The sequence below is a fragment of the Candidatus Chloroploca asiatica genome, assembly GCF_002532075.1.
Taxonomy (GTDB): domain Bacteria; phylum Chloroflexota; class Chloroflexia; order Chloroflexales; family Chloroflexaceae; genus Chloroploca; species Chloroploca asiatica.
The window spans coordinates 1-14765 of the sequence record NZ_LYXE01000059.1 but is presented as its reverse complement, the minus strand read 5'-3'; the positions used below and the strand labels follow the sequence as shown (position 1 = coordinate 14765).

Sequence of the window (14765 nt, the reverse complement as noted above, 5' to 3'; positions counted from 1 at the left end):
ATATGCAGCATACCACTATTTCTACATGCGTTGTTGTGCTACAATGGCATATTAGATAGTTCTCGGAGCAAGCGACTTCGGGCCGTACCTTCGCTGATGACAGTTGTGATTGATCGCATCACCACGGTCAAGAAAGATTTTGTGTGCAAGGCCAGATGATGAAACAGGGAACCCCTGCTCGCCCACGAGCACCGGGGGCGTTGATGCGTGCCATCCGCTTTCTTGGTGGACATAAACGGACAACAGCCATTGCCTATAGTGCCTTGATTGTTGCAACGCTGGCGCAACTTGTGGTGCCTGTGCTGGTTCAAAACATGATCGATACGGTGACTCTGGCAAGCCAGACGGGAGGCGATATTCGTACGGCTGAGGGTCTCGTCTTTAATGCAGCGGGCTTGATCTTGCTCTTTGCCCTCTTGCGCGGGGCTTTTTCATTTGTGCAGGCGTTTATGGCTGAGACAACGTCGCAGGGACTGGCTTTTGATCTGCGCAACGCGATCTTTGCCAAGATCCAGCGCCTTTCATTTAGCTACTATGATCGCAATCAGACTGGTCAGTTGATGATCCGGGCGACTGATGATGTCGAACGTCTCCGTACCTTCATTGCCCAGGGTCTTGTGCTGGCCGCTTCGTCGTTTCTGTTGCTCACCGGGGCGTTGATCATCCTGGCCTTTACCAATCTGCGCTTGACCTTTGTCGTGATGCCCTTGCTACCGATTGCCCTGGCCCTCTTTATCTTTTTTGGGCGGGTGAGCCAGCCACTCTTTGCGGTCGTGCAAGAGCGGTTATCGGCCCTCAATACGATCCTGCAAGAGAATCTCGCGGGCTTGAAGGTGGTCAGGGCCTTTGCCCGTGAGCCGTATGAAGAGCAGCGCTTTGATGTTGCAGCCACGAATTTGATGGCACAGCAGTTGCGGATTAACCAGGTCTTTTCTTTTCTCTTTCCAGTTATTTTTTTGGTGGCGCAACTTGGGCAGGTGGCGATTCTCTACTTTGGAGGGCGTCAGATTCTGGGAGGAACGCTTGAACTGGGGGGGTATCAGAAGTTCAGCCTCTACCTGACCTACGTCTTTGTCCCGCTCGGTCAGCTTGGGTTCATTATTACGCTTGTTGCGCAGGCGAGTGCCTCGGCGAGGCGCATTTTCGAAGTGCTTGATGCGCAGAGCGAGATTGAAGATAAACCAGGTGCCCTGCCGTTGCCGCTGCTCAACGGGCGGGTGGAGTTTCGCAACGTGACCTTTCGTTATCTTGGCACGGGTGATCCGGTGCTCAAGGAGGTCAGTTTTGTGGCGGAACCTGGGCAGACGATTGCGCTGCTTGGGGCAACGGGCAGCGGCAAGACGACGATTATCAACCTGTTGCCGCGTTTTTACGATGCCTCTGAGGGGGCGGTGCTCATTGACGGCCACGATGTGCGTGACGTAACGCTTGATAGTCTGCGTTCGCAGATTGGCATTGTGCTGCAAGAGACGAACCTTTTCAGTGGCACGGTGCGCGATAACATCGCCTTTGGACGGCCTGAGGCGACTGAGGCCGAAGTTGAAGCGGCAGCGCGTGCAGCGGCGGCGCATAGCTTTATTGCGGCGATGCCTGAAGGGTATCAAACGAAGGTTGGCGAGCGGGGCGTGACGCTTTCGGGTGGTCAGAAGCAACGCATTGCGATTGCGCGTGCGCTGTTGCTCGATCCGCGCCTCTTGATTCTGGATGACTCGACGAGCAGTGTCGATCTCCAAACCGAGGCAACGATCCAGCAGGCGCTGGATACGCTGATGGAAGGTCGCACGAGCGTTGTGATTGCCCAGCGCATCAGCACGGTCTTGCGTGCCGATCAGATCCTGGTGCTTGACCAGGGGCGCATTGCTGCGGCTGGCACGCATGCCGAATTAATGGAACATAGCCCGATCTACGCTGAGATTTATCATTCGCAGCTGGTCAAGGAAACAAACCTATGATGATGGGTGGACCAGGTGGCCCTGGACGGATGCTCAATACCGAAACCGAGAGACCAAAACGGGTTGGCGTCACCCTGGCACGTTTCTGGGTCTATTTTCGGCCCTGGTGGTATGCGGTGGTTTTGACCATGATTCTGCTGGTGCTCAGCACGGTGATGCAGGTGTTGACGCCTGGCCTGATTGGGCAGGCGGTTGATTGCTATTTGCTGCCCAATGCAACCGCGTGTTGGTATGGCACCGTCGATCCGGCGGCGACATTCGAAGACCGTGCGGCAGGGTTGGGCGTGATCGTGTTGTTGCTGACCGGGCTCTTTGTCGGTGGTTCGTTGCTACAGGGCTTGGCCTTCTACTCGATGAACTGGGCGGGGCAGCGCGCCCTGCGCCGCTTGCGTGAGGACACATTTGCCCAGATTCACCGGCTCTCCCTTGGCTTCTACACGCGCAACGAAGCGGGCAATATCATGAGCCGGATCACAAGCGATACCGACACGATCCAGCAGGTGCTCGGCTTTGCCCTCTTGAGCGTGGTGAGCGGCATCATGGGCATTGTCTTTACGATGAGCGCAATGCTGTTCGCAAATGTGCCGTATGCGCTGGTCAGCCTGAGCATTGTGCCGTTGATGGCCTGGGCGACCTTCTACTTCTCGGGTGAGGCGCGCAAGGCGTTTCGGAAGAGCCGCCGCGAGATGGGCAGTGTCAATGCCGGGCTGCAAGAGAGCATTTCGGGGGCACGTGAGGTACAGGCGTTCAGTCGTGAAGCCGAGAGCATCGAGGCGTTTCGGCGGGCCAACGCGGCCAACCGTGATGCCAATGTTCGTGCCGCGAGTTTCACCAGCGCCCTCAACCCGGTACTTGAGGCCCTCGGCTATGTCGCGATTGCGATTGTTGTTGTTGTCGGCAGCCTCAGTTTGCTCCGCAACCAACCCCTCTTTGGCACGACCGTCATCTCGGTGGGCCTGATCTTTGCTTTTATCCAGTATGTGCAACGCTTCAACCAGCCCATCCAGCAGATTGCCGTGCTCTGGACAAATATCCAGAGTGCGATTGCCGGTGGTGAGCGCATCTTTGGCCTGCTTGATGAACAACCTGAGATTGTTGATGCTCCTGATGCCGTCGTATTGCCACAGATCAAGGGCCAGGTCGTCTTTGAAGAGGTGCAGGTTGCCTATCAAACAGGTACGCTGGTGCTCAAAGGGGTCAGTTTTGTGACCAAACCGGGGCAGATGGTCGCGATTGTCGGACCAACAGGCGCTGGCAAAACGACGATCATCAATCTCATCCCGCGTTTCTATGATGTGCTGAAGGGGCGGGTGACGATTGATGGGTACGATGTGCGCAACGTGACCGCGGCGAGTCTGCGTTCGCAGATTGGCATTGTTTTGCAGGATGCCTTTCTCTTCTCGGACACAGTGATGAATAATATTCGTTACGGGCGTCTTGAGGCGACTGATGAAGAAGTGATTGCGGCGGCACAACTTGCCTCGGCCCACGCCTTTATCGAGCGCCTGCCCGATGGTTATCAGACCGTGCTTGGCGAGCGAGGGGGCGGCTTGAGTCAAGGGCAGCGCCAGTTGATTGCGATTGCCCGTGCGGCGCTTGCGAACCCGCGCATCCTCATTCTGGACGAAGCGACGAGCAGTGTTGATACCCGCACCGAGCGGATGATCCAGCAGGCCTTTGACCAGTTGTTGGAAGGTCGCACAAGCTTTGTCATCGCGCACCGCCTCAGCACGATCCGCAACGCCGACCTCGTCTTGATGGTCAAAGACGGCCAGATTGTGGAACGAGGCACCCACGAACAACTGCTTGCCTTGCGTGGTGACTACTATGCGCTCTATATGAGTCAGTTCCACGGGGAAGAAGAGCCACAGGCCGCATGATGTGCGGGTCGTGAGGGTATGCTATAATCGGGCAGGCAAGGCAACGTTCTTGCCATCGTTGATAATGGAGGAGGCACAAAAGACCATGCGTAAATCGTTTGTTTCGATGCTGGCAGTGCTGTTCTTGATCATTCCCTTGCTCGCTGCATGTGGTGGTCAGACGGCCACGCAACCCACGGACGTTCCCTCGGCTCCGACCGAAGTGACGGCTCCTGAGCCCCCAGCAGATTCTCTACGGATTGCTCTCGTCACTGACCTGGGCAAAGTCAACGACGGTACCTTCAACGAGTTTGCCCACAAGGGCGCTGAGCAAGCCGCTCAGGAGTTTGGGCTTGAGTATCGCTTTATCGAGACTCAGGCGCAGGCCGACTACGAAGCCAACATCCAGACCTTTGTGGATGAGGGCTTTGATGTTATCATCACCGTTGGTTTCTTGATTGCCGATGCAACCCAGGCGGCGGCAGCGGCTCATCCCGAGATTGTCTTCATCGGGGTTGACCAGTTCTATGTCCCTGGGAGCGTGACGGACAACCTGGTTGGTCTGCAGTTCCGTGAAGACCAGGCCGGCTTCCTGGCCGGTGCCCTGGCGGCGATGGTGAGCGCGAGTGGCACGATCGGCATCGTGGCTGGCCAGGAGATTCCTCCGGTCAAGAAGTTCCGCCACGGGTTTGACAATGGTGCCCGCTATGTCCGCCCCGACATCAACCTGTTGGGTGTTTACCTGCCCACCTTCATTGATCCGGCGCTTGGCGCTTCGACGGCCGAGCAGATGATCAGTGATGACGCCGACGTCATCTTTGGTGCCGGTGGCCCGACGGGAACTGGTGCTATCAAGGCTGCGGCTGAGCGTGGCGCATATGTGATCGGCGTTGACCAGGACGAGTTTGTGACCACGTTTGCCAACGGCGCGTCGCCTGGGGCTGACCGCATCCTCTCGAGTGCGATCAAGCGTGTGGACGTAGCAGTCTACAATGAAGTCAAGGCGGTGGTTGAGGGCACGTTCGAGGGTAACGGTATCGCGCTCTTCGATGCCGCTGGCGATGGTGTGGGCCTGGCCGATTTCCACATGGCAGCTGAGTCGGTGACCCCGGCGATGCAGGCCAAGCTCGACGAGATCTTTGCGGCCCTGGCCGATGGCAGCCTGAATACGGGGGTTGATCCGGCGAGCGGCGATCTGATCAGTGAGCAGATCCCTGAGTCCAATCCCTTCACTCCCTAACGCTATCGACGACAAACAATCGTGCTGATGGTGCGCAAACGACCAGCAACGCTGGTCGTTTGCGCACCATCAGCACACTATCAACGGAGGTTGTATGCAGCACCGCCTCGAACGTGTGCGGGTGATGGTTATGGAACGGAAGCTGCCAGCGTTGCTCATCAGCGCACCAACGAATCGGCGCTATCTCAGTGGCTTCACGGGGACGTACGGCTGGTTGCTCGTCACACCGACCACAGCTCTCTTATTTACCGATAGCCGGTATCTTTTGCAAGCTGGGCAGCAGGCCCCGTCCTTTGAGGTACGTCAAGTTGTTAATCCTGGCAACCCGTTTCCGACGCTGTTACGTGATGCCGTTGTTGAGCTTGGCTTGACACAACTCGGCATCGAGGCGGCGCACATGCAAGTGGCTGAATACCGGAGTCTGCAGAAAGAAGTCGGGGCTGCGTGTGAACTGGTGCCCGTTGAAGGAATAGTCGAGACGCTGCGCGAGATCAAAGATAGCGCCGAGATCAACACGTTGAAGCGGGCGATTGCGTTGACTGATGCGGCCATTACGGCTGTGATCGAGCGGCTAACGCCTGATACCACCGAGCGTCAGGCAGCGTGGATGCTCGAGATGGCGATGCGGGTGGGCGGTGCCGAGGCGGTCTCGTTCCCGATCATTGTCGCCGCTGGCCCCAACGCCGCCCTGCCCCATGCAACGCCCGGTGACGCCCCGTTGGGCACTGGTCAGCCGATTGTGATTGATATGGGGGCACGGATCGATGGCTACCACGCTGATCTGACCCGGACGATTGTGCTTGGTGAGCCTGATGCGCGCTTCTGGACGATCTACGAGACGGTACTGAAAGCACAGGAAGCGGCCCTTCTGAGCCTTCGTCCAGGGCTTTTGACCCACAAGGCCGATGCCCTTGCGCGGGATCTTATTGTGGAAGCCGGCTATGGTGATCATTTTGGCCATGGCCTCGGCCATGGGGTTGGCCTGGATATTCACGAAGGTCCGGGCTTGCGCCGTGAGAACCCGTTGGTACCTAGCCAACCGCTGCGTTCGGGGATGGTCACGAGCATTGAACCAGGTATCTATCTGGAAGGTTGGGGTGGTGTGCGGATCGAGGATCTGGTACTGATTACCGATGGAGGATGCGAGGTTTTGTCGCAGGCTCCCAAACTACGTCGGTAAACATTGGGCTCACCGAAAAGCGGCCCCGGGCGTACGCCCGGGGCCGCTTTTCGTGGCTCATCACGATCAAGCCAGATCTAATCGTCGTGTTGGGGACGGAAGACAAACACCGGCGCGGGACAGACCTGCACAACCTTCTGGGTCACGCTGCCAAAGACCCAGCGGCTAAGCCCACTGCGGCCATGGGTCGCAATGGTAATCAGATCGACGTGTCGATTCTCGACATAGTCAAGGATCGCCTCGGCGGCGGGCAGTGAGCTAAGCTCGATCTGTACCGCATAGCCCTCGGCGCGAAACTGAGCGGCAATGCGTTCGAGGTAATCGCGGGCCTCGTTCTCCATTGTTTCAAGGGTATCGGTGGTGGTCGTCGCGAGCATGCCGCTATAATCAACGCTGGTGGTAAAGATAGGTGGAACAGCCCGCAGCAGGGTGATCCTGGTTGCGCCAGTGTTGGCGGCCAGTTCGTGAACATGCGGAAGTACCTGTTCGGCCAGGGGTGAGCCATCAAGTGGAACGAGAATGTGATTATACATCATAGACCTCTTTACACCAACCTCATCGTCATCGGCGAGGATGGCGCAGCATAGACGATTTAGTCACGTCCATGCGACTTCGGAGTCAGCGGTGGCGTATCGCAATCTTCTTCGGAGTTGACCATCCATCGCAGCAGATCTGACACCGTAATGACCCCAATCACCCGTTTGCCAAGCACCACGGGAACGCCATGGATATGGTGCGTAATCATCAATTGCGCAGCATCACGTAAACAGGTATCGGGCGTCACGGTCAACACCGGGCGGCGCATAAACTCACGTACCGGTAGATCTTTGACCCGGTAGTAGATACTGTACTCGGCGAGATCGCCCTCAGCCGAGTCGGAAATACGGTTAACATCCCCTTCTGTCACAATCCCCAGCAGATCACCCTCGCTATCAACGACGGGAAGTCGCCGAATATTGAGTTCCGTCAACAACTGCCGTGCTTCCGGCAGGGTCATGGTATCACGGGCAAGTACCGGGGGCGCACTCATCCAGACGCGAACGCTGTCCATATGTACCTTCTCCGATCACGCGGTCCACTGCACACCGCTGCGTAAGACTTCCACCAGATTGCCCTCGCGATCAAGGAGCATCCGCAGCGAGTGACGCAAACTACAATCAAGTACCGGGCAGGGATGTTGATGTTCAACACCGAAGGGACAAGGGCCTTCGCGCTCGCAAGCACCAACGTAGACAGCATAGCGTGGCGCACCAGGGGGGCCGTCAAGCATCCGCAAGTGGATAGGTTCATCACGTAGCTCGCCGTCGAGCTTGTCGAGATGGTCACGTGCCACTTTGAGCATTGGGTGTGGCGGTCGTTTCGGGCGGGCCATGAAACTGCCTTTCCGTCCAGAGTAGCTCTCACACTCTGAGATTGTGAAACTATGCTCATAATACCAGAAGCAGACCTCTTCTGGTGAAAACTGCCCACAACCAGGCGTTAAGATTTGTTCGCTATGTGTTTGCTTGCTTGTGAGATAGGGCGTATGATACGCATTGGGCTTGCCGCCCATGGGTATGATATAGTCTGTAACGTACGGTTTCTAGGGTCTTGTCACCCTGAGCACAGCGAAGGGTATCAGGCGTTCAGATGGCAGAGATGCTTCGCTGCGCTCAGCATGACAAGGCTGCGAGCCTGGGAGCGCGGGCGGCCCGCCCGCTTCGAGAGCACCAGCGGGCGGGCCGCCCGTGCTGCCAGGAATACAGGCCACTCAGGGACGTTAGGGTACTCGGTGCCTCGCTGGTCGCACAAGCCAGCGAAGCGAAGCTGTCTGGGAGGATGATACGCTATGTGGCAGGGATTTCGGAATTTTCTGTTGCGGGGCAATGTCGTTGATCTGGCGGTGGCGGTGATCATCGGGGCGGCATTTAACAGTGTGGTGGATGGGTTCATTGTTGCGTTTGTTGATCCCTTGCTGGCGATCATCCTGGGGAGTGCAGGGGATGATCTTGCGTTAATCCAGTTTGGGGTTTTTCCTGTGGGTGTCTTTCTGTCGGCGGTGGTGACGTTTATCTTGAAAGCGGCGGTGATCTATTTTGTGATTGTCCGTCCCTTCTCAGCGCTGGCTGCGCGGGCTGCTGCGGCCCCGCCTCCGCCGGCCCCAACTCCGGCCGACGTGGTGCTCTTGACGGAAATTCGTGATCTGCAAAAGCAGCAGCTCGAGGCGCTCAAACGGTAGGGTTGACGCAAAGGCTCAGAGGCGCAAAGCTGCGTCTGCAGATCCATCAAACCTTTGGGTCTCTGCGCCTTTGCGTCAAATATCCGTCTTAGAGGCGTCCCTGGGCTTTTAGGCGCAGGTAAGTGTTGATAACCCCGGCGCTGAGACGATCAGCAGGGACATCAACAGTCAGCACGCCACCGCGTTGGAGGCGATCAAGGAGGGCGCGCCGTTCGTCGAGCAAACCCTCGGCCACGGCACGCTCGTACAGGGCGCTGCTGTCGTTGGCTGGTCGCCCGGCTGCCCCGGTGATGAAGGGGTCACTGATGGTGACACAGAGGGGCAGGTGGTGTCGCGCCAGGCGGGTTAGGTGCGTCACCAGTGCCCCGGTCGCTTCGGGGGTCGCAAGGTCGGTGAAGAGCACGATCAGGGCGCGGCGCCGCTGCCGCCGTGCCAGGTAGTTCAAGGCAACTCCGTGATCGGCCTCGACTGGTTCAGGCTGGAGGTTGTAGAGCGCTTCGAGGATCTGCTGAAAGTGGGGTTTGCCCCGTCGTGGGGCCACGTACCGGCGTACCTGGTCAGCAAAGGCAAGCAGGCCGACGTGATCCCCGCGGAGCCCCGCGACATAACTCAACATCAGCGCGGTGTTGACCGCATAGTCGAGGCGCATCAGTTCGCCAACAGGCGGGGCCATGAGTCGTCCACAATCGATCACACAGACAACGTGTTGACTGCGTTCAACTTCATATTCGGCGGCGATCAGTTTGCCCCTTCGTGCGCTGGCTTTCCAGTTGATTCGCCGAAATTCGTCGTCGGTCGTGTAATCACGCAGCCGCTCGAATTCGCCCCCTTGCCCGCGTACCCGCGAGACCCGTAAACCGAGTTCGTGCAACAGCCCTTTGCGGGCCAGCAAGTCATATTTTTTGAGTTCAAGGACGTTCGGGTAGACGCGCACGGTTGCAGTGAGCGGATAGCGAATCTGGCGCACGAGCATCCCCATTGGCCCGGTGATCCGCATCACTGCCGCCCCGAACTGGTAGTCACCACGCCGCAGGGGACGCACATGGTAGCGTGCCTCGTAGATATCGTAGGGCGGGATCACTCCGCTGAGAAATGGTTGATCCACAGGAAACTCGTGCGGACTTTCATCCCGTAAGGTAAAGACAATTGGTCGCGGTGTGGCATTGGCGAGCAGGAGGGTGATCAGATTTTCGGCCCCTAGTGAGAGCTGCGGATCGTGCAGGCGTTCCACCTCAATCTGTTGTGGCCGCGCCATGAGCACCAGATCGCTGATCGCGACGACCCCAACGACCCCCAGATAGAGCATCGCAATCCAGAGCAACGCTGGCGCAAATGCGCTAAGCGCAATCGGCAGGGCGGCGAGCAAGAGCAAGGTAAGAAGGCGTGGTGTTGGCAACATAGGCCCTATTGTACCGTGAATTTCTCGCTCTTGAAACGATCGTCTTGACGTGCCATAATGCAGGTGAAGTGTGCCTGGCAAAAGAACAAGGAGGTCTGCGATGGTTCGCCCTGAGCTTGCTCCTGATGCACCTGTTCGTGGTGGGATGCTGTTACCCCGCGATCCTAACATGTTGCCTGTCCCCCTTGAGCATACGACGATCATGATTGATGTGGTTGGCCCTCTGGCTGAGACGAAGGTGGTGCAACGCTTTCGTAATCGTCACGCGGCGCCTCTTGATGCACTCTATGTCTTTCCTCTGCCCACCGAGGCTGCGGTGAGCAGCTTTGAGTTGCGCATTGGTGAGCGCATTCTGCGGAGTATGGTGCGTGAACGGGCCGATGCCGAGGCTGCGTATCGTGCGGCGGCAATACGGGGGGACGATGCGGCGCTCGTGACTCAGGAGCGGCCAAATCTCTTTACGATTGAACTAGCGAATCTCCAGCCGGGTGAGCTTGTCGAGGCTTGCCTTGTTTTTTTTAGCCAGGTGCCTTTTGATGATGGCTGGTTTAGCCTGGCGATGCCAACGGTCGTCTTGCCCCGCTATGTGCCGACGGGTCACATGGCCCGACCACAGGATGGGGTCTTGCCGCTTTTGCCTGAAGGTGGGGCCGATCATACGCTTGATCTGCGCATCAGCCTTGATGTTGGCCGTCTGGTTGAGGTTGAGACCCAGGGGGCCAAGTTTGAACTGACGCATGAGCCTGGTGGCCGGGTGACGGCGAGCTTGCGGGCCGCTACGGCGGTGCCTGATCGCGATCTGGTGATCCGCTATCGGCCCGCAGGTGAGCAGTACCGTGCGGCAGCTTTTGCCTATCGTGAGGCTGGGCATCCAGGGGCCGCGTTGATCATGTTGACGCCCCAGGTTGCTCCGGCCACCCATGAGGTCTTGCCCCGTGAAGTCCTCTTTGTCTTTGATCGGAGTGGCTCGATGGGGGGCGATAGCATTGTGCAGGCGCGCAATGCGTTGCGGGCCTGTTTGCGTGCCCTCAATGCTGGTGATACGTTCAACATCTTTCCCTTTGATGATCATGTCGAACGGCTTGCCCCCGTGCCTCTGCCGTTTACCCAGGCTTCGGTTGATGCCGCCGATGCCTTCATTGCGGGTATCCAGGCGCGTGGTGGTACCGAGATTGTGGCCGCGCTTACTGCGGCACTCGATCAGCCACGTGATCCGTTACGCCTGCGCATCGTTGTTTTTCTCACCGATGGCGCCGTGGGGAACGAGGATCAGGTGGTACGCACGCTCACCAGTCGGCTTAATGAGGCGCGGGTCTTTGCGTTTGGTGTGGGCAGTGCCGTCAATCGTTTCCTCCTTGATGAACTGGCGTCCGTGGGGCGGGGCAGTGTTGAGTATATTGTGCCTGGTGAGGCGATTGAGCCAGCCGTGCAGCGGTTTCAGCGCCGTGCGGCTCTGCCACTGATCTGTGATCTGAGCATTGATTGGGGTGGTGCCCAAATCGACGATCTTCTTCCCGATCCGTTACCCGATCTGTATGCCGGGCAGCCACTGATCTTGATGCTCCGCTACCATGGTCCACGCACACAGTATGTGACCGTGACTGTACGCGGGCGTACGCCCCGTGGGCTCTTTAGTGAGCGTCTTGAGCTTGATCTTTCGGCGGCGACCCCCGAGCGTACGGGTGTCTGGCGGGCCTTGCCGCGCCTCTGGGCACGCGCCTATCTCGCCCGCCTCGCGAGCCAGGCCCGGCTCGATCCACGGCGGGCACCTGCGCTCGACGCCCAGGCACGTGCGCTGGCGGTAGAGTATGGCTTGCTTTCTGCCCATACGGCCTTTCTCGCCGAAGAAGAGGCACCCCCTGATGCCGAAGGTCGCCGGGCTACGGCGCGTGTCCTGGTGCCGGTACACCTCCCGGCGGGTACCCGGCGTGAAGCCTTTGAACCAGTTGATGCGATGCTCGGCGGGGCCCATACCTTTGGGGGATTGTCAGTGGGCATACAGCCATTGTTGTCGGGAGCGCCACCGTATTCCCAGATGAAGATGCCCCCCCCTCGGCCTAGCCGTACCGTGCAGCAGGCCGGTGGGCATGCGACCTCGACGGGCCAACCCTCACCGTCGCTCAGCCCGGCCATGCGTCGTGAGGCAGCGTTGCGTTTCCTTGCCCGTACGCAGGAGGTCAACGGGGCCTGGGCAGGCGACGAGGTGGTGACGGCGCTGGCGGTGCTGGCCTTTGTTTTGGCCGGGCATACGCCACGTAGCGGAGATTTTCGGCCCCAGTTGACGCGCACGCTCGCCTGGTTGACGGCCCGTAGCGAACCAGGTGAGGCTGTGGTTCTTGCGTTGCAGGTTCTCGCGGGCAAGCCTTGCGATCACAATGATGCTGCGGCGCTCGCCCGTGATGTCACCCTGGCCGCCGGCATCCGCGGCGAAGATCTGCCTGGGCGCCAGACAATTGGTGGTGATACCGATGGGGCTGTGGTGAGTGGGGCGGGCTCGCCTCTGCGCCCAACGCGCGAGACCTTCGCGCTGACCGCTGCCCTCGCGATCCTGATTGGGCCGTAGGGCGTCGTCCCTTCTTCGTCCCTCCCTGCAAATTGAGGAGTCCGTTTTGAAAACGCAGTCCGTGGTCGAAGCTGTCCGTGCTGAAGCTCGCAAAGTGCTGGTTGGCCAGGAAGAACCCTTTACGCTGTTGATTGTTGCCTTGCTCGCCGGCGGGCATGTCTTGATCGAGGGTGTGCCGGGCACGGCCAAGACCCTGATGGCGAAAACGCTGGCCCTTCTCGTACGGGCCGAGTATAAGCGGGTGCAGTTTACCCCCGATTTGATGCCCTCGGATGTGATTGGGACGCAGATCTTCGAGCCGTCGACCGGTCAATTTCGCCTGCGTCGTGGCCCGGTCTTTACCCAGGTGCTGCTCGGCGACGAGATCAACCGTGCCCCGGCCAAAACCCAGAGTGCGTTGCTTGAGGCGATGGAAGAGCGCCAGGTGACGATTGAGGGTGAACGGCTGGCCTTGCCCGATCCCTTCTTTGTGATTGCCACGCAGAACCCGATTGAATACGAGGGCACCTACCCGCTGCCCGAGGCGCAGCTTGACCGCTTTCTCTTCAAGCTGGTGATTGACTATCCGCCGGGCGAGCAAGAGTTGGAGATCCTACGGCGCTACCATCGTGGCTTTGATGCCCGGCGGCTCGAAGCAGCCCATCTGCAACCCGTGATCGCCCCGGCGGATCTTGCCTCGTGCCGCGAAGAGATCGGGGCGATCACGGTGGAAGACGGCATTATTAGCTATATTGGGGCCATCACGCTGGAGAGTCGGCGCAGCCCGGATCTAATCATGGGTGGTTCGACGCGGGCGAGCATTGCGCTCTTGCTCACCGCCAAAGCCTATGCTGCTGCGCAAGGGCGCAATTACGTCACCCCCGACGATATCAAAGCCCTGGTGCGGCCTGTCTATCGCCACCGTATTATCCTGCGCCCCGAAGCCGAAATCGAAGGCATGAGCCCCGACACCGCGCTCGGGCGCATCCTCGCCCGTGTCGAGGTGCCTCGCTAGCCGATTGCTCGTCCTGACGAAAACGACCAGTTCTTCTGGTCGTTTTCGTCAGGACAGTTCAATCCTCTTGTGAGGGTGCACCCATCACGTGGAAGCCGCCGTCGACATAAATAATGTCGCCGGTCACGGCAGAGCTCAAATCACTGCAGAGCCAGAGAGCCGTATTGCCGACCTCTTCGATCGTGATATGGCGGCGCATTGGTGAAACTTCGGCGAAGGCTTTGTGCAACTGACGAAACCCAGTGATGCCACTTGCGGCAAGGGTACGAATGGGGCCTGCGCTAATCGCGTTGACCTTGATGCCACGCGGCCCGAGGTCGGCAGCCAGATAGCGTACACTTGCTTCGAGGGCCGCCTTGGCTACCCCCATCACATTGTAATTAGACATCACCTTTTGCGCGCCGTGGTAGCTCAAGGTGATAATCGAAGCCCCCGGATTGAGCAGCGGATCGGCGGCTTTGACCAGTGCCGTCAACGAATAGGCACTCACCTCCATCGCCAGGAGGAACCCCGCCCGCGTCGTATTGAGATAAGGGCCACTCAACTCTTCTTTATTAGCAAAAGCAATCGCGTGGATCAAGAAATCAAGCTTGCCAAACACCTCGGCCGCTTTGGCCATCAGGGCCTCGATGTCTTCATCACGATTGACATCGCATGACTCGATCAGCGGTGCCCCCAGGCTCTCGGCAAGAGGGCGTACTCGTTTTTCCAGGGTCTCACCAACATAGGTGATCCCGAGCTCGGCCCCTTCGCGGTGGAGTGCTTGCGCAATGCCCCACGCAATTGAACGCTCGTTCGCCACGCCGAGAATGAGCCCCCGTTTACCATCCATCAAACCCATTACGGTCTCCCATCCATTAGGCAGAGAAATTGGGGCTATCTTACCACTTTTCTGGGTCTGTGCATGACGTAGGGGCCGGGCCTGGTTCAGGGGCCCCACCCTGGTGGGCACCCGCCAGGGGTGCCCCTACGGGGGCGGGGGTTGGGCCTGGTGCAGGGGCCCCACCCTGGTGGGCACCCGCCAGGGGTGCCCCTACGGGGGCGGGGGCCGGGCCTGGTTCAGGGGCCCCACCCTGGTGGGCACCCGCCAGGGGTGCCCCTTCAAAGGGTTTCACTAAGTAGGGTCAAACGACCGCTTTTCGTGAGACACAGCCCCGGTTTAACTCGTCCCAATGCGGTATATATGTTGGCACGCACCCATGAGGCGTTTTACTGCATTGGGAAGCCCTTCCCAGAACAGGTGAAACCCTTTGAGGGGGTGCCCCTACGGGGGCGGGGGCCGGCTTTCACGTATAGAGTTTTTGAGACATTTCGAGCCATGTGTAAAGGGTTTTGCAGGCGGGTCGGCCTTCTGGTACGA

Annotated in this window: 12 protein-coding genes; 7 read left to right on the top strand and 5 right to left on the bottom strand. The window is 58.9% G+C overall.

Features of this window, described 5'->3' with window-relative positions:
- Window positions 1-155 precede the first annotated feature (155 nt).
- The 4 genes from A9Q02_RS05055 (at window position 156) to A9Q02_RS05040 (ending at window position 6231) form a co-directional block, all read left to right on the top strand.
- Entirely contained in the window at window positions 156-1952 is a 1797-nt protein-coding gene (locus A9Q02_RS05055) for an ABC transporter ATP-binding protein (RefSeq protein WP_097651318.1), read from the top strand.
- Window positions 1949-3832, top strand: a complete 1884-nt coding sequence (locus A9Q02_RS05050; RefSeq protein ID WP_245860362.1) for an ABC transporter ATP-binding protein — start codon at window positions 1949-1951, stop codon at window positions 3830-3832. Before A9Q02_RS05055 ends, A9Q02_RS05050 begins: the two co-directional genes overlap by 4 nt.
- Window positions 3833-3917: 85 nt before the next feature.
- Complete coding sequence (locus tag A9Q02_RS05045) at window positions 3918-5051, top strand: BMP family lipoprotein (RefSeq protein WP_097651265.1); 1134 nt, start codon at window positions 3918-3920, stop codon at window positions 5049-5051.
- Between the two features lie 94 nt (window positions 5052-5145).
- Window positions 5146-6231, top strand: a complete 1086-nt coding sequence (locus A9Q02_RS05040) for a M24 family metallopeptidase (protein ID WP_097651264.1) — start codon at window positions 5146-5148, stop codon at window positions 6229-6231.
- A gap of 77 nt (window positions 6232-6308) precedes the next feature.
- Here the strand turns inward: A9Q02_RS05040 and A9Q02_RS05035 are convergent, their stop codons facing one another.
- Genes A9Q02_RS05035 through A9Q02_RS05025 form a run of 3 tightly spaced genes read right to left on the bottom strand, consistent with a single transcriptional unit; the run spans window position 6309 to window position 7603 of the window.
- Window positions 6309-6767 carry a universal stress protein gene (locus A9Q02_RS05035; RefSeq protein ID WP_245860360.1) on the bottom strand — a complete coding sequence of 153 codons (459 nt, stop codon included), beginning with the start codon at window positions 6765-6767 and terminating at the stop codon, window positions 6309-6311.
- A 56-nt stretch (window positions 6768-6823) separates the two neighbouring features.
- Complete coding sequence (locus A9Q02_RS05030) at window positions 6824-7282, bottom strand: CBS domain-containing protein (RefSeq protein ID WP_245860359.1); 459 nt, start codon at window positions 7280-7282, stop codon at window positions 6824-6826.
- A 15-nt stretch (window positions 7283-7297) separates the two neighbouring features.
- Window positions 7298-7603 (bottom strand): hypothetical protein, encoded by a 306-nt coding sequence (locus A9Q02_RS05025; protein ID WP_097651315.1) that lies wholly within the window; start codon window positions 7601-7603, stop codon window positions 7298-7300.
- Window positions 7604-8059: 456 nt separating this feature from the next.
- Between A9Q02_RS05025 and mscL the strand changes: the two genes are divergently transcribed.
- Window positions 8060-8449 (top strand): large conductance mechanosensitive channel protein MscL, encoded by a 390-nt coding sequence (mscL, locus tag A9Q02_RS05020; protein ID WP_097651262.1) that lies wholly within the window; start codon window positions 8060-8062, stop codon window positions 8447-8449.
- A gap of 88 nt (window positions 8450-8537) precedes the next feature.
- Here mscL and A9Q02_RS05015 read toward each other — a convergent pair whose 3' ends face one another.
- Window positions 8538-9848 (bottom strand): DUF58 domain-containing protein, encoded by a 1311-nt coding sequence (locus A9Q02_RS05015; protein WP_097651261.1) that lies wholly within the window; start codon window positions 9846-9848, stop codon window positions 8538-8540.
- A gap of 100 nt (window positions 9849-9948) precedes the next feature.
- On the opposite strand from A9Q02_RS05015, the gene A9Q02_RS05010 reads away from it, so the two are divergent.
- Together A9Q02_RS05010 and A9Q02_RS05005 are read left to right on the top strand one after the other, a co-directional pair.
- Window positions 9949-12411: a VIT domain-containing protein gene (locus A9Q02_RS05010; protein ID WP_097651260.1), complete on the top strand. Its 2463-nt coding sequence runs from the start codon at window positions 9949-9951 to the stop codon at window positions 12409-12411.
- A 46-nt stretch (window positions 12412-12457) separates the two neighbouring features.
- Window positions 12458-13405: an AAA family ATPase gene (locus tag A9Q02_RS05005; RefSeq protein ID WP_097651259.1), complete on the top strand. Its 948-nt coding sequence runs from the start codon at window positions 12458-12460 to the stop codon at window positions 13403-13405.
- A 58-nt stretch (window positions 13406-13463) separates the two neighbouring features.
- On the opposite strand, the gene A9Q02_RS05000 is transcribed toward A9Q02_RS05005, so the two are convergent.
- Window positions 13464-14246: an enoyl-ACP reductase FabI gene (locus A9Q02_RS05000; RefSeq protein WP_097651258.1), complete on the bottom strand. Its 783-nt coding sequence runs from the start codon at window positions 14244-14246 to the stop codon at window positions 13464-13466.
- Between the last annotated feature and the right edge of the window lie 519 nt (window positions 14247-14765).